Genomic DNA, 24,919 nt, shown 5'->3' with positions numbered 1-24,919 from the left:
GCCGAGTTGCGACTGGAATCGCGAATGAGAATAGGTTCGCATTCTCGGGTGGTCAAGGATCCGTTCACCCTCTGGTCAAACTCGCACTCCCGCCCGATCGCGCCCGTCAGTCACCCCTTGTGCCGCACGTCCGATGGATGCACACTGACTGACGCGAAACGCGAAAGCTTTCGCATTTTCTGGAAGGACTCTGCGATGACCCAGGACAACGTGCGCGTCAACACGGCGTGGGAACGCGTCGACGAGCAGGTGCTCAAGCGGTTCCGCGCCCATTCCGTGGCCAACCTCGGCGACGCCCTCGACCGGCTGAACATCGTCGACGGAGGCATCGCCCCCGTCTGGAACGGCGCCGCGGCCGTCGGCACGGCGCTCCCGGTCCTCACCGTCGCGGGTGACAACAAGGCCGTGATCGAGGCGCTCGAGCACATCCGCCCCGGCGACGTCCTCGTCATCAACGCCTTCGGCTACGACGGCCGCGCGATCATCGGCGACAACCTCGCCCAGCGGTTCGCCGTGCACGGTGCCGCCGGCGCGGTCGTCGACGGCTATGTGCGCGACGCCGCGATCATCGAACGGCTCGGCGTCCCGGTCTTCGCACGGGGGCTGATCCCCGCCGGGCCCTTCAAGAACGGCCCGGGCACGATCGGCGAAGCCGTCGCCATCGGCGGTGTCGTGGTGCACCCGGGCGACATCGTCGCCGCCGACGGGGACGGCGTCATCGTCATCCCGCCGCACCGCGCCGAGGAGGCGCTCAGGGCCGTGGAGGAGATCGTCGCCCGCGAGGCCGCGCTCGACGCCGAGGTCGAGGCGCTGCGCGCCCAGGCCGTGCGGTGACCGGCCGGGACCGGGTGCCGGGGCGCCTGCGCGTCGCCGTCGCCGCCCCGCTGTCCGAGGAGAACGCCGCGCTCGTCCGGCGTCTCGAACCGCGGATCGACCTCGTCGTCGACCACGCCCTGCTGCCCCCGATGCGCTGGCCCGCCGACTTCGCGGGCGATCCGGACTGGCGGCGCGGCCCCGACCAGCAGCGTGCCTACGAGGCCGCGATCGACTCGGCCGACGCCCTGTACGGGATCCCCGATGTGGACCCGGCCGCCCTGGCCCGTACCGTCCGGGCCAACCCGCGGCTGCGCTGGGTGCACACCATGGCCGCGGGCGGAGGCGGCCAGGTCAAGGCCGCCGGGCTGAACGCAGAAGAGCTCGGCCGGGTCCTCTTCACCACCTCGGCCGGGGTGCACGGACGTCCGCTCGCCGAGTTCGCCGTCTTCGGTGTGCTCGCGGGCGCCAAGGATCTGCCCCGTCTGAACCGCCAGCAGCGCGACCGGGAGTGGAGCGGCCGCTGGACGATGGGGCAGGTGAGCCGGCAGACCGTTCTCGTGCTCGGACTGGGCGGGATCGGCAGTGCCGTGGCCACGGCACTGCACGCGCTGGGCGCGACGGTCATCGGTACGAGCAGGAGGGACGTCACCGTCCCGGGTGTCTCCGTCGTGGTGCATCCCGACCGCATCGCCGAGGTGGCTCCCACCGTGGACGCCGTCGTCAACACGCTCCCCGGAACCGAGGCGACCGAACACCTCCTCGGCAAGCGGTTCTTCGACGCGCTGCGGCCCGGGGCCACGCTGGTCAACGTGGGGCGCGGCACCGTCGTGGACGAGGCGGCCCTCGCCGACGCGCTCGGCTCGGGCCGGGTCGGCTTCGCCGCGCTGGACGTCTTCGAGACGGAGCCGCTGCCGGACGGCAGTCCGCTCTGGCACCACGACCGGGTACTGGTGAGCCCGCACACCGCCGCGCTGGACGCGTCGGAGGACCGCCTCATCGCCGAACTCTTCGCCGCCAACGCCACCCGGCTCCTAGACGGCCAGGAACTGGTCAACCGCGTGAGCACCGTCGAGTTCTACTGAGCCACACCATGGCTGCGGTTCAGCAGCATCGGCAGGGTGCGGTCCAGCTCCCGCCACCAGTACGGCGGAGAGTGGGTACCGGCGTAGAAGTGCGTGCTCACCTGGACACCGGCCCTCCTGAGACGGGTGGCGACGGCACGCGACTCCTCCCCCATCAGGGTCTCCGTCGGCGAGATCACGTCCTCCGGGAACGGACGGTCCGGGTCCTCCAGACCGGGGACGTGCGGATCGGGTTCGGTGCCCGGCGGGTCGAGCTTTCCTGCCCGGCCATCGCCGCTGGACAGATGGACGCGGGTGCCCCGCAGACGTTCGGCCAGATAGTAGGGGTCGTGCGCCTGCCAGATGGCGCGCTGGGCCACGGGATCGCCCCACAACGCCAGCCAGTCGAGGCCCAGATAGGTCATGCCCGCCCGTACGGCGTGCGGGTGCTGCAGCGGGTGCACGAATCCGCTGTAGCCGGCCACGGCACGGAAGAGTCCCGGGTGCCGAGCCGCGTAGGAGAGCGCGCCGAAACCGCCCTGGGACTCCCCTGCCGCCACCCGCCGGGTGCCGGCGCCGTAGCCGCGTTCGAGCAGGGGCAGCACCTCGCGCAGATGGAAGCTCTCGACGGCGGGCGGTCCGCCGCGGCCGTGGTTCCACCAGTCGCTGTAGAAGCCGTACAGCGGCATCTCGGGCATGACGACGAGGGTGCCGCGCAACTCCGGTTTCTTCTGGACCTCGTACTCCCGGGTCCAGGCCTCGTGGTCGCCGTCTCCTCCGATGAACAGGTACAGCACCGGCCACCGGTCGTCCCGGCCGCGCCGCTCCCAGCCGTCCGGGGTCAGCAGCCGGACGCGCGCGTCGCGTCCCAGGGCGGCCGAGCGCACGGTGAGGTCGACGATCCGACTCTCCGTCCGCTGCTCGTCCACCACCCGTGCACCCTCACGAGCACGACCATGGGCTGCGGCCCGCTGCGCCCCGGGCACCAGAAGACCTGCCGCGCTCACCAGCGCCAGGAACCGTCGACGGTCAGCCATCACGTCTCGCACGATACGAGCCCGGACACCCCTCACCCGGCCGACACGACAGTGCCGGTGCAGCGAACAGGACCCGCCCCGATGCGGATGGTGGGCGGGTCCTGCTCGTGGGGTCCATTGTCGGGAGCGCGGGTCGGCTGGGCCATGAGTGTGAACCGTCGGTGTGCGCGCGGCGCGCACACCCCGTGCGCACGGGCGCACCTCACATGGCAGCGCTCATCAGGGGTACGCCCATAGGTGTGACCCCGGGTTATCCCGGTCGGCCTGCGGTGACGATACTGGCAGGCACACCTGCTCCCAGCTCACAGATGGACCCATGCCGATCTCCTCCACCGTCCGCCCCCAGACGCCCGCCACGGTGTGGCTGGCGCGCGGCCGTCATGCCTCCGGTGCCGCGGAAGACGTTCTCCGGCGCTCGCTCCAGCAGCGCAAGGACAGTCGGGACATCGACGACTTTCTGGAATTGTCCGAGGCCGAGGCCGGCCCGTCGGAGCGGGTCTTCGAGGCCCGCTGGCAGGTCGGTGACGGGGTGACCGTGCGGGCCCGGCTGAGTGTGACGCCCGGTCCGGAGGGCGAGGGGCAGGAGTGGATCCTGGTCGCGGAGGCCGAGGAGCCGTGGAGCGACGACTGGCCGTCGCCGACCGGGCTGTTCTGGCCGCAGGAGCCGGACGCCGCCTGGGACCGGGACGCCGTGGACCTGTCCCTGCGGGAGATCAATCCGCTCCCCCAGGACGACAAGGAGACCAAGCGCCTGCTCCGGAACGCGGTGCGCGGCGGATGGCACATCCATGTGGTCGTCCACGAGGCGATGACCACGGACGAGAAGGGCCGCATGCCGATCGCGCGGTGGCTGCCGCCGGGCCTGCGGCCCCGGGTGGTGGAGCACCGCGCCCTCCCCCAGCAGTCGCGGGGACTCAACTGGGCCCTGCGGGATTCCGGCGTGCAGGTGGCGCGCGGCGGCGCCGTCGTGCTGCCGGGCACCCCGGCACCGGAGGGGTACGACGCCGAGGACTTCTCGGTCCGCGCGGTCTTCCTCGACGGCTCGGAGCCGGCCGACCTCGTCGAGGCGGTGAAGCGGTTCGCCGCGCTGCCGAGGCCCCTGCCCGACGGCGCCGAGAACGCCCTCAAGGCGCTGCGGGAGGACTGGCACCTGCTGAATCTCCAGGAGGAGCTGGACCGCCAGCGCGGTCTGGTGGCGATGTACGCCGACGCGCTGGAGGCCATGACGAAGTCCCGCGACCTGTACCGGGAGGCGGCCGAGCGCGCCCACGAGGCCCTGACCGCCTACCAGGAGTCCGACGGGACCGCGCCCGCGCGGCAGCAGCCCTCCGGTGCTCCCGTCGGGTCCCCGCTCCAGCAGCTCACACGGACGTTCGAACGCTTCAAGGGCAAATCCCAGCGCCCCGTGGCCCCGTCCCGGGACGAGCACTAGGAAGCCTTCCTCGCGGGGCGCACGTGTCAGTCGTGGCCAGGTGGATACGCGGTCCGTACGGCAGTACGGCCCGCCCGGGAAGGTCCTCCACGCCATGGGCAACGACCAGTACCACTCGGAGACGGCACTCCGCGTCAACGGCAAGCCCCACACCCTCACCGTCGACCACCGGCGGGTCCTGCTGGACCTCCTGCGGGAGGATCTCGACCTCACCGGCGCCAAGAAGGGCTGCGACCACGGCCAGTGCGGCGCCTGCACGGTCCTGGTGGACGGGCGGCGCGTCAACAGCTGTCTGCTGTTCGCTGTCGCCCTGGACGGCTGCGAGGTCACCACGATCGAGGGCCTGTCCGGCGACGGTGAGGAGCCGCACCCGCTGCAACAGGCCTTCCTGGAGCGTGACGCCTTCCAGTGCGGCTACTGCACCCCGGGCCAGATCTGCTCCGCGGCCGGTGTGCTCGCCGAGGCGGCGGCCGGTCATCCCTCGCACGTCACCGACCCCGCGGCGCCCTCGGGTGAGCCGGTGCCGCTGGGCCGGGAGGAGATCCGGGAGCGGCTGAGCGGCAATCTGTGCCGGTGCGGCGCGTATCCACGGATCGCCGAGGCGGTGGAGGACGTGATCCCGTGAAGGAGTTCGCCTACGTCCGTGCCGGGAGCGTCGAGGAGGCCACCTCCGCGTACGCCTCGCACGCCGGTGCCCGCTATCTCGGCGGCGGCACCAACCTCGTCGATCTGATGAAGCTCGGCGTCGAGCGGCCCGCCGCCCTCATCGACGTCACCCGGCTGCCGCTGGACGCGGTGGAGGAGCTGCCGGACGGTGCGCTGCGGATCGGGGCGATGGTCCGCAACAGCGACCTCGCGGCCCATCCCCTCGTCCGTGACCGGTACCCGGCGCTGTCGCAGGCGGTGCTCGCGGGTGCCTCGGGGCAGTTGCGCAACGCGGCGACGACCGGCGGGAATCTGCTCCAGCGCACCCGGTGCCCGTACTTCCAGGACCTGTCGAAGCCGTGCAACAAGCGTGAGCCGGGCAGCGGCTGCGGCGCGCGGGACGGTGTCCACCGCGATCACGCGGTGCTCGGGCACTCCGCGCACTGCGTCGCAACCCATCCGTCGGACATGGCGGTGGCGCTGGCCGCTCTGGACGCGCGTGTCGAGCTGTCCGGGCCGGAGGGCGCCCGGGGTGTCGCGGCGGCGGACTTCCACCGGCTGCCCGGGGACCGGCCCGAGCAGGACACCGAGATCCGCCCCGGCGAACTGATCACCGGTGTGGTGCTGCCCGCTGCCACGGCCGGACTGCCGTCGGCGTACCGCAAGGCCCGTGACCGGGCCTCGTTCGCCTTCGCGCTCGCGTCCGTCGCGGTGGTGCTGCGGGTGTCGGACGGTGTGGTCGGCCACGCCGGGCTCGCCTTCGGGGCGCTGGCGCACCGCCCCTGGCGGGCCCGGCGGGCGGAGGAGGCGCTGCTGGGCGCCGCTCCGACCGCCGCCGCGTTCGAACACGCCGTCGACCTCGAACTGTCCGCCGCGCGGCCGCTGCGCGACAACGCGTACAAGGTGCCGCTGGCCCGCAATCTCGCCGTGGACGTGCTGTCCCGGGTCGCGGACGAGGCGCTCACGAGGAGGACCCCATGACCGGCGGCGTGGGCGCTCCCGCCGAGCGCCGGGAAGGACGGGAGAAGGTCAGTGGCACCGCCCGCTATGCCGCCGAGTACCACTCCCCCGGCCGGGCCCAGGCCTGGCCCGTGCCGGCGACCGTCGCCCGGGGCCGCGTGACGGGCGTCGACACGGCGGCGGCTCTGGCCCTGCCCGGTGTCCTCGCCGTCCTCACCCACGAGAACGCGCCGCGGCTCGCCGAGCCGGACGATCCGACGCTCGCCGTGCTCCAGGACGCTCGGGTTCCGCACCGGGGCTGGTTCGTGGCCCTGGTGGTGGCCGAGACCCTGGAGGCGGCCCGGGCCGGTGCCGCCGCGGTCCGCGTCGCCTACGACGCCGAGGAACACGACGTGCGGCTCACCGCTTCGCACCCGGGCGTGTACGTACCCGAGGAGGCCAACGCCGGTCATCCGGCCGTCCGTGAACGCGGCGACCCCCACAGGGCCTTCGAGTCCTCCGCCGTCCGGGTGGACGTGGCGTACCGGGTGCCGCCGCTGCACAACCACCCCATGGAACCGCACGCCAGCACCGCCCGCTGGGACGACGGCCGGCTGACCGTGCACACCTCCAGTCAGGGCGCCGGTGCCGTACGGGCCGTGCTCGCCGGGCTGTTCGCCCTGCCGAAGAGGCGGATCGTCGTCACCGCCGAGCACGTCGGCGGCGGCTTCGGGTCCAAGGGCACGCCACGGCCCGACGTGGTGCTCGCCGCGATGGCGGCACGGCAGACCGGGCGGGCGGTCACCGTGGCCCTCCCCCGCCGGTATCTGCCCGCCGTCGTCGGGCACCGTGCTCCCACCCTGCACCGGCTGCGGCTCGGTGCCGACACGGACGGCCGCCTCACGTCCCTGGTGCACGAGGTCACCACCCACACCTCGCGCATCAAGGAGTTCGTGGAGCAGGCGGCGGTGCCCGCGCGCGTGATGTACTCGACGCCCCACAGCCGTACGGTGCACCGGGTCGCGGCGCTGGACGTGCCCTCGCCGTCGTGGATGCGGGCGCCGGGCGAGGCTCCGGGGATGTACGCGCTGGAGTCCGCCATGGACGAGCTCGCGGGCGAGCTGGGCATGGACCCGGTCGAGCTGCGGGTCCGTAACGAGCCGGACGTCGAACCCGACAGCGGCAAGCCGTTCAGCAGCAGGCACCTGGTCGAGTGTCTGCGCGAGGGTGCCCGGCGCTTCGGATGGGCCGGGCGCGATCCCCGCCCGGGCTCCGGTGGGGAAGGGCCCCTGCTGGTGGGGACGGGCGTGGCGGCGGCGACGTATCCCGTCATGGTGTGGCCCGCCGCTGCGACGGCCCGCGCGCTGCCCGACGGGACGTTCCTGGTGCGGATCAACGCCACCGACATCGGTACGGGGGCCAGGACCGTGCTCGCGCAGGTCGGCGCCGACGCCCTCGGGGTGCCGCTGGAGCGGGTGTGGACGGAGGTCGGCAGCAGTGAGCTTCCGTCGGCGCCGCTGGCGGGCGGCTCGTCCGGCACCGCTTCCTGGGGCTGGGCGGTCCACGAGGCCTGTGCCCAGCTGGCGCGGCGGCTGGCCGAGCACGCGGGGCCGCTGCCGGAGCAGGGCCTCGACGTCCGCGCGGACACCAGGGGCGCGGCGGACACCGAGAGCGCCTGGTCCCGGCACGCCTTCGGGGCGCACTTCGCCGAGGTCGCGGTGGACACGGTCACCGGCGAGGTCCGGGTCCGCCGGCTGCTCGGGGTGTACGCCGCCGGGCACATCCTCAACGCCCGCACGGCACGCTCCCAGTTCGTCGGCGGCATGACGATGGGGCTGGGCATGGCGCTGACCGAGGGCAGCACGATGGACGCCGCGTTCGGGGACTTCACCGAGTCGGATCTGGCGTCGTACCACGTGCCCGTGCACGCCGACGTCGGCGAGATCGAGGCGCACTGGCTGGACGAGGACGATCCCCGTCTCAACCCGATGGGCAGCAAGGGCATCGGGGAGATCGGCATCGTCGGGACGGCCGCCGCGATCGGCAACGCCGTGCACCACGCCACCGGCGTCCGCTTCCGGGAAATCCCGCTGACGCCGGACCGGGTGCTGGCCGGGCTGCTCGATCGCCGGGCGACGAACGACGTCCGGACCGGACCCGCTACGAGCGGATCCGGTCCGGTACGGCAGTCGTAGGCGTCACTCCGCCATACTGCGTGCCTCGGTCGCCGGCAGGGACCACTGTCCGCCCGCGAAGGGCGCCACCGCGCGGAAGATCAGGGCTACGAGGGCCAGCAGCGCCGTGCACACGGCGGCACCGGCGGCGAACCACGGCGGGGCGACCGCGAGGTCCACGGCCCGGGTCAGGGCCGCCGACGGGAAGGAACTCCCGTACGCCTGGGCCCCGGCCAGCACCGTGGGTACCACCACCGCCCCGACCAGGACCGGCGCGACGGGGCGCAGGGCGAGCAGCAGCGCCAGCACCGTGCACAGCACGGACAGGCCGAGAGCTATGGCGTGCAGGTCCAGGGACGTTCCGCCGCGCTGCAGCGGGAAGTGGGCCACCGCGCACACGGCCAGGGCGAGGGCCGTGAGCCAACTCGACCACGCCATGGACCTGGTGAGCCGCTCGGTCGCGCGGTCGCGGTCCGACGGTGAGGAGTCGAGGGTCCGGCGGATCTCGCGGCGCCTGGCCGGCCGGACGGGCGTCAGTGGCTGTGTGGTCTCGGCCTCGGGAGGCGTGGAGCCGGTCGGGACGCGGCCGTTGCGGTCCAGCCGCTCCAGGCCGAGGCGGTCGATCAGCTCGACCAGTTCCCCGACGGACCTGCCGGTGGCGGCCGCGCGGAGTGCCTCCTCGCGGACGTGGGGCATCTGCGGCTCTCTGTGCAACAGGACGACCAGCCGGGTCACTTCCTCCACCGGCCGGTGCGCGGCCGCGGCCCGGATCGCCTCGTCCGCGCTGTCGGCGTCGCGCGGGGGCTTCGTCAGCAGGGCGATCATCCTGCTCACGTCCTCCACGCGCCGCTCCACGCCGGCCGTGCGGAGTGCGTCGACCATCGCCTCGGCGTGGTCGGGCGACTTCTCCAGCGAGGTGATGAGGGCGACGACCTCCTCCAGGGGCCGGTCGGCCACGGCGGCGTGCACCAGGTCGCTGACCGCGTCACCGTACGGCGCGGGGGCCGGCCCCGTGCCGGGCCGCAGTTCCACCGGGTTGTCGTCCAACGAGCGGATCACGAACGGCCGCGCCCCCGACTGCTCCGCCTCGCCCACGCCGGACCCACCGCGCTGAGCGGCCTCTCCCGGCACGGGGTCCACCGGCTCGGTGAGCCGGTCGGGCCGCGAGTCCACCAGGTCCTTGCGGAGGGCCACAGGCACGGCGGACGGGCGGTCCGCCTGGTGCGGCCCCGAGTCAGCGGGCTCGACAGCCGACGGGCTCACCGGGTCCGGGCCGGAGCCGGTGGGCGCGGACGGACGGTCCGCCTGGTGGGACCCCGAATCAGCGGGCCCAACAGACGACGGGCTCACCGGGTCCGAGCCGGGACCCACGGGCGCGGACAGACGGTCCGTCTGATGCGGCCCCGAGTCAGCGGGCTGGGCGGACGCCGGGTCGCTCCGGTCGGCAGACCGCTCGGTCGCCGTGCCCGAAACGGGAGCAGCGGACCGGTCGAAGGCCACAGCCGCCTGGTCCGAGGCACGGGCAGGGGCAGGGGCAGGGGCAGGGGCAGCCTCGTCCGCAGCGGCGACAGCCGACCGCGTCGGATGGGCCCCGTTTACGACAGGGGCGGCAGGCCCGGCAGACGACAGAGCCACCTCGTCCACGCCAGAAGCAGCCGTCGGCGCCGACACCTGCTCCGCCCCGTTCACGGCAGGGGCAGCAGGCGGGGCGGACGGCTCCGTACCCGGCGGGCCCGCCGGATGGGATGTGGCGGGAGGCTCGGTGCCCGCACGGTACGTCTCGTGCGAGGGGGCGGCGGGCTGTGTGCTCGTCTGCTCCACCTGGTACGTGCCGGTGGCAACGGTGGTGTCGGCGGACGGCTGGGCGGACCCGTTCGACTCGCCGGTTATGGCGGACCCGTTCGAGCGGGGTGATGAAGAGCAGGTGGTCATACTCGCCTCCATGGGAAGAGTGCGGCCGCTCCTGCGCCCCCCGTCGTGTGACGAGCGACGTTACGCTGACCATTACTAGGCGCCCCCTTCACCCCGTGCCACTCGTGTGAGCCACCGGGATGACCACCCGCACGGGAAAATCCTCCGACTCGCCGACATGTCGGGCTCCGGCCGCAATACAGCCGCCGGAAACGGGAATCCAGGTAGGGACACCCCGTGTCGCGGCACGCCAGGAGGAGGGCAACCCGTGGATACGACCGCAACGGTGATCACCCTGGCCGCGATTCTCGCGGCCCTCGTCCTCATCCTCGCCATCCGTATCTTCCTGAGACTGGTCCGGACCCGACGCGACCTACGGAGCGCGGGCCTGCCCACGGGGCCGCGCTGGGTCTTCTGGGGCGCGGTTCTCTATTTCGTCCTGCCTGCCGACGTGCTGCCCGACCCGGTGTACCTGGACGACATCGGTGTCCTGTTGCTCGCTCTGCGTACCGTCCGTGGCTCTCTCGGCGAGCGGAATCGCAGGACGACACGCCGGGCTGACCACGAACCGGCCCAATAACTACGGAGAGTAAGGAAACCAACCACCCGTTCGATTCGTATAAGTCTCTGGAAGCCGAAACAAGCGAGCGGCCGGGGGGCCGCGCCCAATGACCAACGCTTGGTCGGCGCAGTACCGACGAGGGAGAGACGATGCAACCGTTCGCGCTCAACTACGCGCGCCCGGCAGTGGAGTTGGAAGCTGCTATTCCGTATGTGTACGACACCGGACTGCAGTTGAACGTGCTCCTCGACGGCCGAATCGCGGCCAGCGACTTCGGCCTGCTGAGAGAGGTGGGCACCACGACGTCCACAGCGGGCTCCAAGACCCACTTCGACGACTGACCACGGGCCGCCGAAGATGACCGTACTGATCCTCACCTGCGAGGAGGACGTGACCGCGGACATGGTGGTCGTGCACCTGAACGCGACGGGGGTTCCGGTGGTCCGCGTCGATCCCGCCGACCTGACCGGCGGTGTCGCGCTGTCCGGTGAATACGTGCACGGGCGTTTCCGTGGCCATCTGTCCGCCGGGGGACGGCTGGTGAGCATCGGAGGACTGCGCTCGGTCTGGGTGCGCCGGCCCGGCACTCCGGCCGGGCGGGCGGCCCAGCCGTCCGCATGGCTGACCGAGGAGGCCGCTCAGGCCCTCTACGGCATGCTGCGGGGCTCGGACGCGCGCTGGATGAACCACCCCGACGCGGCCCGCCGGGCCCGGCACAAGCCGTGGCAGCTGCGTCTCGCCCAGCGGTGCGGCCTGCCCGTGCCGGCGACGCTGATCACGACCTTCCCGCGGGCCGCCCGCGAGTTCGCCGAGCGCTACCCGGACCTGGTGGTCAAGCCGGTGTCGGGCGCGCATCCGCAGGACCCGCCCCGCGCGGTGCCGACCAGCCGGGTCGCGCCGGACACGGACTTCTCCGCCGTCGCGTTCGGGCCGACGCTGTTACAGCGGCGGGTCGCCAAGCGGGCCGACATCCGGCTCACCGTCGTGGGTGAGCAGTTGGTGGCAGCCCGCAAGGCGACCGCAGCGGACGCGGACCCGGACGACGTCGACGTGCGCTTCGCCGCGCCCGGCTCACCCTGGTGCCCGACCGAAGTGCCGTCGTGCATCGCGGCGGGCGTCCAGTCGTACATGCGTGGGGCCGAACTGGCCTATGGCGCCTTCGACTTCGTCGAGGACGCCGACGGGACCTGGTGGTTCCTGGAGTGCAACCAGTCGGGGCAGTTCGGGTTCGTCGAGGTGGAGACGGGTCAGCCGATCGCGCGCACCATCGCCGAGTGGCTGGCCCGCCCGATCCCCGACGAGTCACCGCATGTCAACGGCTCCAGCACGACGGTCCGTTGAGCACCGGGCCGGGCCACGCGCCGGTCCCGGGCGGTCTCACGGCGACGGCCCCGCCTCCCTGCTCACGGCTGCCGCGGGGCGGGGAGCATGGCCGTGCGCTGCCAGCCCGTGCCCGGGGCCTGCGGGCGGTCGTAGCCGGGGGACTGGTAGGGCCGCATGACCATCTCCAGTTCCCTGCTCACGCGTTCGGCCTCGCGGCGAACCTGTGCGGGCACATCGCCGCACTCCGCGATGAGTCGGTCGTAGATGGGGGAATCCTGGAACACCCGGCAACGTGCCTTTCTGCTTGTCGTCCCCGTGCGGGGGCAAGACTGACGAGTCTAGGCGGCCCGGTATCCCGGAGTGTGAATTCCGTGGGATGACTTGACGCAGAACGGACATCTGTGCCAGGTGGAGTGGCGGGACTCTCAGGCTCCCGTGGTGGACCCCGGCCGGACGATCATGAGGACGGTGACCGTCGCCCACAGGAGGTTGAAGATGCCGGTGAACATGGCGAGCTGAACGGTGCCCTGGCGATCGACGGCCTGTTCGCCCTTCAGCCGGTCGAGCAGCTCTTCCTGGCGGGGCAGGACGAACGCGACCAGGATCCCGGCGGCGGCCGCGGTCAGCGCGATGGAGGTGACGAGCCATCCGCTGCCCAGGACGCCCATCGCGGCACCGGTGGCGAGCCCGAGGAGCGGGACGGTCAGCCCGACCCCGGAGTAGACGCGGCAGATGCGGTGCAGCAGCGCGACCGTGCCGACCGCCGAGGGGTCGGGGCCGTCGCCGGGCGCGGCGGCCGCGCGGCGCGCCGCCGGCGGGAACATGCTGGCCGCGACGGTCACGGGACCGATGGCGACGATGGCGGCCAGGACATGGAGGGACAGCAGGAACTTGGTCACCGGAACTCTTTCCATGACGCGATCGACGATGCCGGGCTCACGTTAGGGAGCCGGGGCGTGATCGCCCAGCGGCTGGAACGACAGCTTCCAACGGATTCCCGCCAACTCGTCCGACCTGCGCCCTCGCTTCCCGGGCCGCCCTGTCCCCGGGTCACACCGCCGGCGGGAACACACCTAGGGTGACGGGCATGCACTCCGTGGCGATCCTGGTTCTCGACCGAGTGGTGCCGTTCGACATGGCGGCGCCCCAGCAGACGTTCGCCTGGACCCATATGCCGGACGGGCGTCCCGCCTACCGGGTCCGGTTGTGCGCCGAGACGCCGGAGGTGCGCGCGGACGGCGGTTTCACCCTGCGCATCGACCAGGGTCTCGAGGCGCTGGCGGAGGCCGACACCGTCATCGTGCCGGGCTGCTCCCCCGACGCCGCGCCGCCCTCCGCGCGGGTGCTGGCGGCGCTGCGGCGGGCGGCCGAGTCCGGTACCCGGATCGCGTCCGTGTGCGTGGGTGCCTTCGTGCTGGCGGAGGCCGGGCTGCTGGACGGGCTGCGTGCCACCACGCACTGGGTGGCCGCCGGCGAGCTGGCCCGGCGGTTCCCGCACGTCGAGGTGGAGCCGGACGTGCTGTACGTCGACAACGGGCAGATCCTCACCTCGGCCGGCGCGGCGGCGGCGCTGGATCTGTGCCTGCACATGATCCGGCGGGATCTGGGGTCGGCCGTCGCGGCGAACATCGCCCGGATGTCGGTGATGCCGCTGGAACGGGAGGGCGGGCAGGCCCAGTTCATCGTGCACGAGCACCCGCCCGTGCCCCGGGGGTCGGCGTTCGAGCCGCTGCTGGAGTGGATCGAGGACCATCTCGCGCACGAGGTGACGCTGGGCACCCTGGCGGCGCGCGCGGGGATGAGCGAGCGGACCTTCAGCCGCCGCTTCCGCGAGCAGACCGGCACCACGCCGTTGCAGTGGCTGCTGCGGGCGCGGGTGCGGCGCGCCCAGTATCTGCTGGAGAACACGGACCACTCGGTCGAACGGATCGCGCGCCAGGCGGGGTTCGGCTCGCCGACGGCGTTCCGGGAGCGGTTCCGCAAGGTGGTGGGCACCACGCCGTACGCGTACCGCTCGGCGTTCCACGGGAAGACGAACGCCCCGGCGGCCCGTCCATAGGCCACCGGGGCGGTACCCGGCCGTGCGCCGGGTCTCACACGTTGTCAGCCGACCAGCGTCAAGCCGCTCTCGCCGTCCGCCTCCGCGGCCTCGGACCGCCCCTTGGTGAGCAGCAGGGTGTCGGCCTTGGCGATGGCGTCGTGGATGACGGACGTCCCCATCATCACGCACAGCGTGTAGCTGACGTCGTCAAGCTCGCGTGCCGCCGTCGGCACGTGCCTCTCCGCCTGAGCGATCCTCAGCGACGCGTACCGCGTCAGCAACTCCCTGACGACCTTCCGGTCCGGTACGAGCACGTAGCGCCCCTCTCTCTGTTTTCGCTGCGTATGCCCGAACCACGCGGAACCATTCACATGTTTTACGCACCCCGGGTGGAAATGACTGGAATTGATCGGTCTGTTGTCACCGGGGGATGAAACCCCCTGCCGGAGGACTCAACTCCCCCACACAGAACGGTGATTCGCCCGGCACCTCCCCGCCTCGCTGCCATATTCGAGAGCCCCTTCGGAGGTGGCTGTGAGCACAGAGGTGAGCGGGAGCACCGCGGGACGCGTCGCCGGCCTGGCATCACGACGGGACCGGGCGGTGGCCCCGGGCGGGCCGCGCAGGCGCGGGGAGTTCTCGGCCCGGGAGCGGATCGAACGGCTCGTGGACAAGGACTCCTTCACCGAGACGGGTCTGTTCGTGCGGGCCCGGCCCGCCGGTCAGGACGCCCGCCGCCCCTACGGCGACGGGGTGGTCACGGGGTACGGCACGGTCGACGGCCGCCAGGTGTGCGTGTTCGCCCAGGACTCGACGGTGTTCGGCGGCAGCATGGGCGAGGCCTTCGGGGAGAAGACCGTGGCCCTGATGGACCTCGCCCTGAAGACCGGCTGCCCGGTGATCGGCCTGAACGACTCCGGCGGCGCCCGCATCCAGGAGGGTGTCGCCGCCCTCGCCCTCTACGCCGAGCTGGTGCGCCGCAACGTCAAGGCGTCCGGGGTGATCCCGCAGCTCTCGGTCGTCCTGGGGCCGTGTGCGGGCGGCGCCGCCTACTCCCCGGCGATCACCGACTTCACGGTGATGGTGGAGGGCGCCTCGCACATGTTCGTCACCGGCCCCGACGTCATCGAGACGGTCACCGGCGAGCGCACCACCGCCGAGGAACTGGGCGGCGCCCGCACCAGCAACACCGTCAACGGCAACGCCCACTTCCTGGCCGCCGACGAGGAGGACGCCCTCGACACCGTGCGCGACCTGCTGTCGTACCTCCCGGCCAACAACCTGGAACGGCCCCCGGAGTACGCGCCCGGCCACGCTCCGCCCGGGGCCGGGCTCGACGACGTCGTCCCGGACCGGCTCGGTGAGGCCTACGACATGCGGGACATCCTGCACGCGGTCGTCGACGACGGTGAACTGCTCCAGGTGCAGGAGCTGTTCGCGCCGAACATCATCTGCGCCCTGGCCCGGGTCGAGGGCCGCTCGGTGGGCGTCGTCGCCAACCAGCCGCTGTGCGCCGCCGGTGTCCTCGACATCGACGCGTCGGAGAAGGCGGCGCGGTTCGTACGGTTCTGCGACGCGTTCGGCATCCCACTGCTGACCTTCGCCGATGTGCCCGGGTATCTGTCCGGGGTACGGCAGGAGCAGGCCGGGATCATCCGGCGCGGAGCGAAACTGCTGTACGCCTACGCCGAGGCGACGGTGCCCAAGGTCACGGTGGTGGTGCGCAAGGCGTACGGCGGCGGATACGCGGTGATGGGTTCCAAGCATCTGGGCGCCGACGTCAACCTCGCCTGGCCCACCGCCCGTATCGCCGTCATGGGCGCCGAGGGGGCCGTGGGCGTGCTGCACCGGCGTGAACTCGCCGCGTCCGACGACCCGGAGGCGCTGCGCGCCCGGCTTCTCGCCGCGTACGAGCACACCCACGGCACGCCGTATCTCGCCGCCGAGCGCGGCTATGTCGACGCCGTCATCGCACCGCGCGAGACCCGGGAGCAGGTCTGCCGCGCGCTGCGCGCCCTGCGCGGCAAACGCGCGCCGATGCCGGAACGCCGGCACGGCAACATCCCGCTCTGACCTCGCCCTTTTCGACTCGTAGGCCGATGCACGCCGTGAGGAGCCCCGCCTGATGGACAGCCGCCGCCCCCCGCTCGCGCCCGCGTGCCCGACGCTGCCGGAGTACGTGCGGCACTGGGCCGAGACCACCCCGGACCGCCGGGCGTTCACCTTCGTCGAGCATCCGGCACAGCACGCGCGCGGCGTCCACCGCACCCAGACGTGGCGCCGCCTGGACGTGCGGGTGCGGGCGCTGGCCGCGCACCTCGCCGAGCGGGCCGGGCCCGGGGACCGGGTCGCCCTGCTGTGTCCGCAGGGCACGGAGTATGTGACCGCCTTCCTCGCGGCGCTGGCCGCGGGCCTGGTAGCCGTACCGCTGTATCCGCCTGACCTGCCCGGGCACGCGGACCGGCTGGCGGGCGTCCTGGCGGACGCTCGTCCCTCGGTGGTCGTGACCACGAGCCGCGTCCAGGACGAGGTGCGGGACTTCCTCGGTTCCGACGGGCCGCGGATCGTCCTGGCGGACCAGGTGCCCGACGACGCCGCCCGCGACTGGCGGCCCGTCCTACCGGACGCCGGGGCGACCGCCTACCTCCAGTACACCTCCGGTTCGACCCGCGCCCCGGCGGGTGTGGAGATCAGCCACGGCAACGTCGTCGCCAACGCCCGCCAGGCGCTGACCGCCTACGGTGTCGACGCGGGCCCGCTGACCTGCGTGGGCTGGTTGCCGCTCTACCACGACATGGGTCTGGTGCTGAGCATCGCGGCCCCGGTGACGCGCGGGCTGCTGTCGGTCCTCATGGACCCGGCGGCGTTCCTGCACGAGCCGGTGCGCTGGCTGCGGCTGCTCGGCGCGCATCCGAACGTGGTGAGCGCCGCGCCCAACTTCGCCTACGACTACTGCGTCGCGACCGTGACCGCCGAGCAGAAGGAGGGGCTGCGGCTCAACAGGGTCACCGCGCTGATCAACGGCAGCGAGCCGGTCCGTCCGGGCACGGCCGACCGTTTCCACGCGGCGTTCGCCAGCCAGGGCCTGGCGCCGGAGACGCACTGCCCGTCGTACGGCCTGGCCGAGGCCACCGTGTTCGTCTGCGCGGCCCGGCCGGGTGAGCCGCTCACCCGGTTCGCGCTCGACCGTGAGGCCCTGGCGGCCGGGAAGGCCCTGTCCGCGCGGCCGGACGATCCCCGGGCCGTGCTGCTGGCGGGCTGCGGCACCCCGGCGGGCCAGCGGGTCCGGGTCGCCGACCCGGTGACGCGGGCCCTGTTGTCGGAGGGTGAGGTCGGCGAGATCTGGGTGCAGGGGCCGAACGTGGGACGCGGCTACTGGAACCGGGGGCCGGGGGACGTGTTCGGTGCGGAGTTCGCGGATTCCGCGGCCGGTCCGGGCGGCTGGCTGCGGACGGGCGATCTGGGGACCGTGCTGGAGGGGCAACTGGTCGTCACGGGGCGGCTGAAGGACCTGATCATCGTGGACGGCCGCAACCACTATCCGCAGGACGTCGAGGCGACCGCCCAGGACGCGGACCCGGCGGTGCGCCGGGACCGGCTGGCGGCGTTCGCCGTGCCGGGCGGCGCAGGTGAGGGGGTGGTGGTCGTGGCGGAGCACGCGCGGACCGCGCGCCTCACCGAGCTGGACGTGCCGGCCGTGGTGCGTGCCGTGCGGGGTGCGGTCTCCGCCCGGCACGGGCTGCGGCTCGCCGACGTGGTCCTGGTGCCGCCGGGCACGGTGCCGCGTACCTCCAGCGGGAAGGTGTCGCGGGCGCTGACCCGGGCCCGGTATCTGGAGGGCGCCTATGGCGGCCGGGCCCGGGCGGCGACGGCGGGTGCCGCGGGATGAGGCCCGTCGACGAGGGCGCGCTGCGCCGGCTCATCGCCGAGCGGGTGGCCGCCTGGTGCGGTACGTCCCCGGAGGCCGTCCCGATGGACCGGCCGCTGGCCGACCTGGGCATGTCGTCACGGGACGCGGTCGCCCTGGCCGGTGAGCTGTCCCGGGCCACGGGTCAGGAACTGCCCACGACCCTGCTGTGGGAGACGCCGACCGGAGAGGCGCTGGTGGCGCGGCTGTGCGGGGCCGGTTCCCCGCACACCCCGGGATCCGACGCCGCGCAGGTCCTGCAAGCCGGACCGCCGAAGGGTACGGCCGAGCCGGTCGCGGTCGTCGGGATCGGCTGCCGGCTGCCCGGCGGGGTGCACGGCCCGAACGACTACTGGCGGCTGCTCACCGAGGGCGTCGACGCGATCCGGCGCGTCCCGGAGGACCGCTGGCGCGACTTCACCGCCTTCCCGCCCGCAGAGGCGCACCCCTACGGCGGCTATCTCGACGACATCGCCGGATTCGACGCGGACTTCTTCCGCATCACCCCGCGCGAGGCCGCCGTGATGGATCCGCAGCAGCGGATCCTGCTGGAGGTTGTGCGGGAGGCCCTCGACCACGCCGCCGTTCCGGCCGGTTCCCTGGCGGGCACCGCCACGGGCGTGTTCGTCGGGGTCTCCGCGCCCGAGTACGGGCAGCTCACGGGCGCCGACCCGGCCGCCGTCGATCCCTGGGCGCCGGCCGGGGGCGCCCTGAGCGTCGCCGCCGGGCGGCTCTCCTATGTCCTGGACACCCGGGGTCCGAGCATGGCCGTCGACACGGCCTGTTCGTCCTCGCTGGTCGCCGTGCACCACGCCTGTGTCAGCCTGCGCACGGGCGAGAGCGACACGGCGATCGCCGCCGGGGTCAACCTGCTGCTGTCTCCGGCCGTGTCGGTCGCCTTCCGGCGAGCGGGGGCCCTCGCGCCGGACGGGCGGTGCAAGCCGTTCTCGGCGTCGGCGGACGGCATCGGGCGCGGCGAGGGCTGCGCGGCCGTGATCCTCAAGCGGCTGTCCGACGCCGAGCGGGACGGCGACCGCGTCCTGGCCGTCGTCCGCGCCACCGCCGTCAACTCCGACGGCCGTTCCAACGGCCTCATGGCACCCAACCCGGCGGCTCAGCAGGCGTTGCTGCGGAGCGCGTACGCACGGGCGGGGCTCGCCACGGCGCACGTCGACTATGTCGAGGCACACGGCACCGGCACCCCGTTGGGCGACCCGATCGAGGCGGGCTCGCTCGGCGCGGTGCTCGGCGCCGACCGTGACCCGGACCAGCCGCTGCTGCTCGGTTCCGTCAAGGGCAACCTCGGTCATCTGGAGTCGGCCGCGGGCATCGCGGGCCTGGTGAAGACCGTGCTGGCCCTGCACCACGACTCCATCCCGCCGTCCCTGCACTGCGCGGAGGGCAGCTCCCTCACCGATGACCGGCTGCGGGTGGTGACCGAGCCGGAGCCCTGGCCCCGCTACGGCGGCACCGCTGTCGCGGGGGTGTCCGGGTTCGGCTTCGGCGGCACCAACGCGCATGTGGTGCTGGAGGAGGGACCGCCCGGCCTGGTTCCGGCCCGGCCGGCCGAGGAACCCGCGGCCCGTCTGCACCTGCTCTCCGACCTCGACGCCGAGCGCCTGGGCGACACGGCGGGCCGACTGGCCGACTGGCTGCGCGACAGCGCCGCGCACCCCGCCGACGTGGCCCGGACCCTGGCGGGGCGCACGGGCCGGGGTCCCGTACGGGCCGCCGTGACCGCCCGGGACCGTGCCGAACTGGCCGACGCTCTGCGGGCGTTGGCGACAGGACAGCCGGACGCGCGGGTGGTGACCGGTGACCGCGACCGCGTCGGGCCCGGCACGGTGTGGGTCTTCTCCGGCTACGGCAGCCAGTGGCCCGGCATGGGGCGCCGCCTGCTGGCGGAGGAACCCGCGTTCGCCGCCGCCGTCGAGAAGCTCGACCCGCACCTCGCCCCGGAGTGCGGCCTGTCCCTGTACGACCATCTGTCGTCCGGTGCCGGTCTCGACCGACTGGAGGTCGCCCAACCCGTCCTGTTCGGGCTGCAACTGGCGCTGGCGGAGCTGTGGCGTTCGTACGGGGTGGAGCCCGCGGCGGTGATCGGCCACTCCATGGGCGAGGTGGCGGCGGCCGTGTGCGCGGGCGCGCTGGACGTGGCGGACGGGGCGCGAATCATCGCCCTACGGGCCCGGCTGCTGAGCGGGCTGAGCGGCGGCGCGATGGCCGTGGTGGACCTGGACGACGCCGAACTGCGTTCTCTGGAAAGGGACTTCCCGGGTGTGCATGTCGCGGTGCACTCCTCACCCCGGCAGAAGGTCGTCACGGGAGAGGAAGCGGCCGTGGCCGGGCTCGTGCGCCGGCTGGAGGGGCAGGGCCGGGCGGCGCGGACCATGCGGGTCGTCGGTGCCGGGCACTCGCCCCAGGTGGACCCGCTGCTGCCGGAGCTCGTCGACGCGCTGGCCGGTATCCGGGGGCGGCAGCCGCGTGTCCCCGTCTACTCCACCGTCCTCGACGACCCGCGCGGCGACTGCGGGTTCGACGCGGAGCACTGGGCGGCCAACCTGCGGCGGCCCGTGCGTCTGGACCGGGCGCTCGCCTCGGCCGCGGCCGACGGCCACACGGCCTTCGTCGAGATCTCACCCCACCCGGTCCTGACGGGGGCGGTCGCCGACACCGTGCCCGGCGCCCTCGCCCTGGCCACCCTGCGCCGGGACGCCGACGGTTCGGAGGCGTTCGCGGGACAGCTCGGCGCCCTGTACGTCGCGGGCGGGCGGCTGCCCGTGCCGCCCGGCCGGGTCGTCGACCTGCCCCTGCCCCGGTGGCGGCACGTACGGCACTGGTGGACGGACGGCCGGGCACACACCGAGCCGGTCCCGGAGGAGCCTCCCGCCGAAGTCGCCGAGCCCGCTTCGGTCCTGGCCCGGCTGACCCGGCACATCGCCGCCGTCACCGGCCACCCGCCCACCCGTGTCGCCCCGGGCACGGCGCTGGCCGACCTGGGCCTGGACTCGCTGATGGCCGTCCGGGTCCGTACCGCGGTGGAGCGCGAGTTCGGCATCGCGCTGCCCCTGCGCGACCTGTTCGCCGTCACCGTCGAGGACGCCGCCGCCCGGATCCGACAGGCCCTCCCCCGCGAGGACACCCCGCTGCGCCCGCTGCGTGCGACCGGTTCGCGGCCCCCGCTGTTCCTCGTCCATGCCGCGGGCGGCCCGGTCGCCGTCTACCGCGCGCTCGCCGAACGGCTCGGGGACGACCGGCCGGTGTACGGGCTGGAGCGGATCGAGGAGGCCCGGACCGTGCCGGAGAAGGCGCGGCGCTACGCCGAGACGATCAACGCCGCCCACCCCGACGGGCCCTGTGTGCTGGGCGGCTGGTCCTTCGGCGGCTTCGTCGCCCAGGAGACCGCACGGCACCTGACCGCCGCGGGGCGGGAGGTGCGGCTGGTCGTGCTCATCGACTCCGTACGCCCCCTCCCCCGGCCGGGACTGACGCGGGCCGATCGGATCCGGGCACATTTCGAGGGCTTCACCCGCCACGTCGCCGACACCTACGGCGTGCGGCTGGAGCTGCCGTACGACGACCTGGTGGCCCTGGACGACGACGGGGCACGCATCGACACCGTGCTGCGGGCGCTGCGCGAGACCGCCGACGTGCCGGCCGCCGCGCTGGAGCACCAGCGGGCCTCCTACCTGGACCTGGGCATCGGGGAGTCGCACCGGCCCGGGGACCACGACGGGCCGGTGGTCCTCTACCGGGCCACCGAGCCCGCGCCGCACACCGTGCGCGACCCGGCGTACGAGCGGGACGACGAGGCGCTGGGCTGGGACGAGGTGTGCCCGCGCCTGGAGGTCGTACCGGTGCCCGGTCACCATCTGTCGCTGCTCGACCCGCCGCACGTCGACGAGATCGCCGCCCACCTGAGCCGGGTGCTCGCCGAGCGGGCCCCCTGACACCTGAACCCGAGGAGCCGCCATGTCCGACCTGTCGCCGAAGCCCGCCGCCGGAGTGTCCCGGCGCACCGTCGCCAGAGCGACGGCCGCCGCCGGCCTCGCCGTCCTGTTCGGGGCCGCGGGCGGCACGGCCCGTGCCGGGGCGGCCACCCGGCTCGGGCCGCGCACGCTGGACGTGTCCGTGCCCTCCGCCGCGCTCGGCCGCAGCGCGCCCGTCCGGCTGATCCTGCCGTCGGACTTCGGCACGCGGCCGGAGCGGAGGTATCCCGTGCTGTACCTGCTGCACGGCGCTCACGACGACTACACGTCCTGGACCCGCGAGACGGACATCGAGGCGTTCACCGAGGGCCGCGGCCTGATCGTGGCGATGCCGGACGCCGGCCCCACCGGCATCCCCACGGTCTGGCGCGGCGGCCCCGACTACGAGACCTTCCAGGTCGAGGAGGTGCCGGCGCTGCTCGCCCGGGACTACCGGGCCTCCGGCGCACAGGCGGTCGCCGGGGTCTCCACCGGCGGCTACGGCGCGATGGCCCACGCGGCCCGCCACCCCGGCGCGTTCAAGGCAGCGGCCTCCTACAGCGGCATCCTCGACACCACCGCCCCCGGTGTTCCCGCCATCATGGACGCCATCGTGGCCCGGGAGAACCTGCCGGCCGCGTCCCTGTGGGGTCATCCCGTGCTCAACCTCCTGACCTGGCGGGACTTCAACCCGCGGGCCCGCGCCACCGGGCTGCGCGGCACCCCCCTGTACATCTCGCAGGGCAGCGGAGTGGGCGGCGGCAGCGGGGACCCGCTGCCCGGCGTGCTGGAGAGCGCCCTGTGGCCCTCGGCCCAGGGCTTCGCCCGCACGCTGGCCCTCATGGGGATCCCGGCCACCACGCACTTCTACGGCGGAGGCGGACACGACTGGGCCCACTGGAAGCCGGAGTTCAAAGCCTCGTGGCCAATCCTCGCCCGTGCACTGGGCGTGCCCGAGTGACGGGGGTGCCGTCGGGGCACGGAACGGAGCGGAGGGGACGTCCGTCCAACACAGGACTTCCCACTCGTCCCACTGGCATCAGCCCGCGGGTGAGCCGCTTCCGGTCGAAAGGAGTGTCCGTGATGGCCGTGCCCACCCCGCACGGCGTGCCGGACCGCCCCGGCACGCCGCCGGTGCCGCCCGAGCTCGCGGAGCTGCTGCGCGCCCAACTGGCCGCCGTCGCGGACCTGGTGGAGGAAGAGGTCTGCCGTCAGGTTCCCGAGTACGCGCGTCCCGCCGACGGGACGTACCGCAAGAACCTGCGGTCCGGGGTGGTGCAGGCACTCACCCTGTTCGTCGACCACATCGCCGACCCGCGCGACGACGGGAGCGCGATCGCGGCGACGTACTACGAACTCGGGCGCGGCGAGGCCCTGGAGGGCCGCAGCCTGGACGCGTTGCAGTCCGCGCTGCGGGTGGGCGGGCTGCACGCCTGGCGGCTGATGGGCTCCACGGCGGAGGAACTCGGCCTCGACTCCACCGTCGTCGCGGCACTCGGTGAGCTGGCGTTCCGGACCGTGCACGAGGTCGCCCAGGCGGCCGCGGCCGGCTACGCGGAGGCCCAGCTGCGCAGCACCGACGAGTTGGAGCGACGTCGCAGGCGATTGCTCGACCTGCTGCTGGAGGACGGCCCGGTGGCGCTGGAGGCCGTGCAGGATCTGGCCCACGGTGCGCGCTGGCCGGTGCCCCGGACGGTCGCCGTGGTGGCGCTCGCGGCGGCGCCGGACCGGCGGGAGGAGGACAGGCCGCTGGCGGCAGCGGGCGCGCTGGTGGACATGGAGTCCCGGCCGCCGCGCATGCTGGTGCCCGAACCGGACGGCTCCGGCCGCTTCGGCCGGGCGTTCACGCTCGCCCTGCGCGGCCGGCCCGCCGCGATCGGCCCGACGGTGGCGGTCACGGAGGCGGCGCGATCGCTGCGCCTGGCCACCAGGGCGCTCGGGCTGATGGGACGTGGCATCCTGCCCCGCCAGGGCGTGGAGCGCTGCTCCGACCATCTGTCGACCCTGCTGCTGTACGGCGACGAGCCGCTGCTGGAGCGGCTCCAGGCGCGCGTCCTGGCGCCACTCGACACGGTCTCGGCGGGGCAGCGCGACCGGCTCGCCGAGACACTGCTGGCCTGGCTGCTCAGTGGTAGCAACGTGCCGGACGTGGCCGCGCGGCTGCACATCCACCCGCAGACGGTCCGCTACCGCCTGCGCCAGCTGGAGAAGCTCTTCGGCGACGCCCTGCACGATCCGGGCACCCGCCTCGATCTCATTCTCGCGTTGCGCGCGGAATCCCTGCACACACCGCAGAACTGACGATCGCATTCGGCGTCGTACTCAATCGGCGACAAAAAACGGCGGGGTTTCCATAATCCCGTCCATAACTCCCGGCGAGGGAAAGCGAATACGTTCGGGCCGTCCTTTTTCGCAGGCGCTTCACGCGCCTCACACGCGGAGGATCCCCCATGCGTATCCGTTTGTGTCTCGCCGCGCTCTCGCTGGTCGGCGGGGCCGGGCTCGCCACCCTCTCGGCTCCCCCGGCCTCGGCCGCGGCCTGCTCCGACGTGGAACTCGTCTCGGCACGCGGCACCTTCGAGCCCGGGACGCTCGGCTTCATCGTCGGCGACCCGGTGCTTTCCGCCCTGCAGAAGAAAGCAGCGGGCAAAAACCTGACCAGCTACAAGGTGAACTATCCCGCCGACCTCTCCCCGACCTCGGCGGCGCAGGGCAATCTGGACCTGGTGAACCATGTGAAGAGCCAGGCCGCCGCCTGCCCGAACCAGAAGTTCGTTCTCGTCGGCTATTCGCAGGGCGCCAACGTCGTCGACAACTCGATCGGCATCAGCAGCGCGGGCGCGGTGGTCGGCAGCCCCATCGTGGCCACGCTGCCCGCAGCGGTCGAGCCGAAGGTCGCAGCGGTGCTGCTGTTCGGCAACCCGATCCGGGCCCTCGGCAAGAGCGTCACCGGCACCTACCAGAGCCGCACCCTGGACCTCTGCGCCCAGGGCGACCCCGTCTGCGAGAACGGCGGGGGTGACGTCGGGGCGCATCTGAGCTACCGCGACGACGCCGACGCGGCCGCCACGTTCGCCGCGGCCAGGCTCTGAGCATCACCGGC

Annotated in this window: 21 protein-coding genes; 16 read left to right on the top strand and 5 right to left on the bottom strand. The window is 73.4% G+C overall.

Annotated elements, in window-relative coordinates; translation table 11 throughout:
• Window positions 1-195 precede the first annotated feature (195 nt).
• Window positions 196-834 carry an RraA family protein gene (locus ACFT4A_RS35940; protein ID WP_382839018.1) on the top strand — a complete coding sequence of 213 codons (639 nt, stop codon included), beginning with the start codon at window positions 196-198 and terminating at the stop codon, window positions 832-834.
• Window positions 831-1,898, top strand: a complete 1,068-nt coding sequence (locus ACFT4A_RS35935) for a D-2-hydroxyacid dehydrogenase (protein WP_382839016.1) — start codon at window positions 831-833, stop codon at window positions 1,896-1,898. The genes ACFT4A_RS35940 and ACFT4A_RS35935 overlap by 4 nt, the downstream gene beginning before the upstream one ends.
• Here ACFT4A_RS35935 and ACFT4A_RS35930 read toward each other — a convergent pair.
• Window positions 1,892-2,914 carry an alpha/beta hydrolase gene (locus ACFT4A_RS35930; protein ID WP_382839013.1) on the bottom strand — a complete coding sequence of 341 codons (1,023 nt, stop codon included), beginning with the start codon at window positions 2,912-2,914 and terminating at the stop codon, window positions 1,892-1,894. The two genes, ACFT4A_RS35935 and ACFT4A_RS35930, sit on opposite strands and share 7 nt — an antisense overlap.
• A gap of 316 nt (window positions 2,915-3,230) precedes the next feature.
• On the opposite strand from ACFT4A_RS35930, the gene ACFT4A_RS35925 reads away from it, so the two are divergent.
• The 4 genes from ACFT4A_RS35925 (at window position 3,231) to ACFT4A_RS35910 (ending at window position 8,125) form a co-directional block, all read left to right on the top strand.
• Complete coding sequence (locus ACFT4A_RS35925; RefSeq protein ID WP_382839011.1) at window positions 3,231-4,346, top strand: hypothetical protein; 1,116 nt, start codon at window positions 3,231-3,233, stop codon at window positions 4,344-4,346.
• A 94-nt stretch (window positions 4,347-4,440) separates the two neighbouring features.
• A complete protein-coding gene (locus ACFT4A_RS35920) occupies window positions 4,441-4,971 on the top strand; it encodes a (2Fe-2S)-binding protein (protein ID WP_382839072.1) in 531 nt (176 codons plus the stop codon).
• The gene (locus ACFT4A_RS35915; RefSeq protein WP_382839009.1) at window positions 4,968-5,972 is read left to right on the top strand and encodes an FAD binding domain-containing protein; all 1,005 of its coding nucleotides are present in this window, start codon (window positions 4,968-4,970) and stop codon (window positions 5,970-5,972) included. Before ACFT4A_RS35920 ends, ACFT4A_RS35915 begins: the two co-directional genes overlap by 4 nt.
• On the top strand, window positions 5,969-8,125 hold the full coding sequence (locus ACFT4A_RS35910) for a xanthine dehydrogenase family protein molybdopterin-binding subunit (RefSeq protein WP_382839007.1): 2,157 nt from the start codon (window positions 5,969-5,971) through the stop codon (window positions 8,123-8,125). The genes ACFT4A_RS35915 and ACFT4A_RS35910 overlap by 4 nt, the downstream gene beginning before the upstream one ends.
• Window positions 8,126-8,128: 3 nt before the next feature.
• Here the strand turns inward: ACFT4A_RS35910 and ACFT4A_RS35905 are convergent, their stop codons facing one another.
• A complete protein-coding gene (locus ACFT4A_RS35905) occupies window positions 8,129-9,304 on the bottom strand; it encodes a hypothetical protein (RefSeq protein WP_382839004.1) in 1,176 nt (391 codons plus the stop codon).
• Between the two features lie 979 nt (window positions 9,305-10,283).
• On the opposite strand from ACFT4A_RS35905, the gene ACFT4A_RS35900 reads away from it, so the two are divergent.
• The 3 genes from ACFT4A_RS35900 (at window position 10,284) to tgmB (ending at window position 11,918) form a co-directional block, all read left to right on the top strand.
• Window positions 10,284-10,595 carry a YkvA family protein gene (locus ACFT4A_RS35900; protein WP_382839002.1) on the top strand — a complete coding sequence of 104 codons (312 nt, stop codon included), beginning with the start codon at window positions 10,284-10,286 and terminating at the stop codon, window positions 10,593-10,595.
• 131 nt (window positions 10,596-10,726) lie between these two features.
• A complete protein-coding gene (gene tgmA / locus ACFT4A_RS35895) occupies window positions 10,727-10,918 on the top strand; it encodes a putative ATP-grasp-modified RiPP (RefSeq protein ID WP_184586832.1) in 192 nt (63 codons plus the stop codon).
• Window positions 10,919-10,934: 16 nt separating this feature from the next.
• Entirely contained in the window at window positions 10,935-11,918 is a 984-nt protein-coding gene (gene tgmB / locus ACFT4A_RS35890; protein ID WP_382838999.1) for an ATP-grasp ribosomal peptide maturase, read from the top strand.
• 62 nt (window positions 11,919-11,980) lie between these two features.
• On the opposite strand, the gene ACFT4A_RS35885 is transcribed toward tgmB, so the two are convergent.
• Both ACFT4A_RS35885 and ACFT4A_RS35880 read right to left on the bottom strand, forming a co-directional pair.
• On the bottom strand, window positions 11,981-12,184 hold the full coding sequence (locus ACFT4A_RS35885; protein WP_382838996.1) for a hypothetical protein: 204 nt from the start codon (window positions 12,182-12,184) through the stop codon (window positions 11,981-11,983).
• Window positions 12,185-12,325: 141 nt separating this feature from the next.
• Window positions 12,326-12,799, bottom strand: a complete 474-nt coding sequence (locus ACFT4A_RS35880) for a hypothetical protein (protein ID WP_382839069.1) — start codon at window positions 12,797-12,799, stop codon at window positions 12,326-12,328.
• 188 nt (window positions 12,800-12,987) lie between these two features.
• Between ACFT4A_RS35880 and ACFT4A_RS35875 the strand changes: the two genes are divergently transcribed.
• Entirely contained in the window at window positions 12,988-13,959 is a 972-nt protein-coding gene (locus tag ACFT4A_RS35875) for a GlxA family transcriptional regulator (RefSeq protein ID WP_382838993.1), read from the top strand.
• Window positions 13,960-14,003: 44 nt separating this feature from the next.
• Here ACFT4A_RS35875 and ACFT4A_RS35870 read toward each other — a convergent pair whose 3' ends face one another.
• A complete protein-coding gene (locus tag ACFT4A_RS35870; RefSeq protein ID WP_382838990.1) occupies window positions 14,004-14,255 on the bottom strand; it encodes a DUF5133 domain-containing protein in 252 nt (83 codons plus the stop codon).
• Window positions 14,256-14,475: 220 nt separating this feature from the next.
• Between ACFT4A_RS35870 and ACFT4A_RS35865 the strand changes: the two genes are divergently transcribed.
• The 6 genes from ACFT4A_RS35865 (at window position 14,476) to ACFT4A_RS35840 (ending at window position 24,908) form a co-directional block, all read left to right on the top strand.
• Complete coding sequence (locus ACFT4A_RS35865) at window positions 14,476-16,014, top strand: acyl-CoA carboxylase subunit beta (RefSeq protein ID WP_382838988.1); 1,539 nt, start codon at window positions 14,476-14,478, stop codon at window positions 16,012-16,014.
• 52 nt (window positions 16,015-16,066) lie between these two features.
• Complete coding sequence (locus ACFT4A_RS35860) at window positions 16,067-17,830, top strand: fatty acyl-AMP ligase (RefSeq protein ID WP_382838986.1); 1,764 nt, start codon at window positions 16,067-16,069, stop codon at window positions 17,828-17,830.
• The gene (locus ACFT4A_RS35855; protein ID WP_382838984.1) at window positions 17,827-21,798 is read left to right on the top strand and encodes an acyltransferase domain-containing protein; all 3,972 of its coding nucleotides are present in this window, start codon (window positions 17,827-17,829) and stop codon (window positions 21,796-21,798) included. The genes ACFT4A_RS35860 and ACFT4A_RS35855 overlap by 4 nt, the downstream gene beginning before the upstream one ends.
• 22 nt (window positions 21,799-21,820) lie before the next feature.
• Window positions 21,821-22,777, top strand: coding sequence for an alpha/beta hydrolase (locus tag ACFT4A_RS35850; RefSeq protein WP_382838982.1), 957 nt, complete (start codon window positions 21,821-21,823; stop codon window positions 22,775-22,777).
• 122 nt (window positions 22,778-22,899) lie between these two features.
• On the top strand, window positions 22,900-24,117 hold the full coding sequence (locus tag ACFT4A_RS35845; RefSeq protein ID WP_382838979.1) for a PucR family transcriptional regulator: 1,218 nt from the start codon (window positions 22,900-22,902) through the stop codon (window positions 24,115-24,117).
• Window positions 24,118-24,266: 149 nt separating this feature from the next.
• Complete coding sequence (locus tag ACFT4A_RS35840; RefSeq protein ID WP_382838976.1) at window positions 24,267-24,908, top strand: cutinase family protein; 642 nt, start codon at window positions 24,267-24,269, stop codon at window positions 24,906-24,908.
• Window positions 24,909-24,919 lie beyond the last annotated feature (11 nt).

Source organism: Streptomyces sp. NPDC057099 (genome assembly GCF_042671245.1).
Lineage (GTDB): Bacteria > Actinomycetota > Actinomycetes > Streptomycetales > Streptomycetaceae > Streptomyces > Streptomyces purpurascens.
Note: the sequence above shows the minus strand (reverse complement) of the source record. Positions and strands in the feature narration are given on the sequence as shown.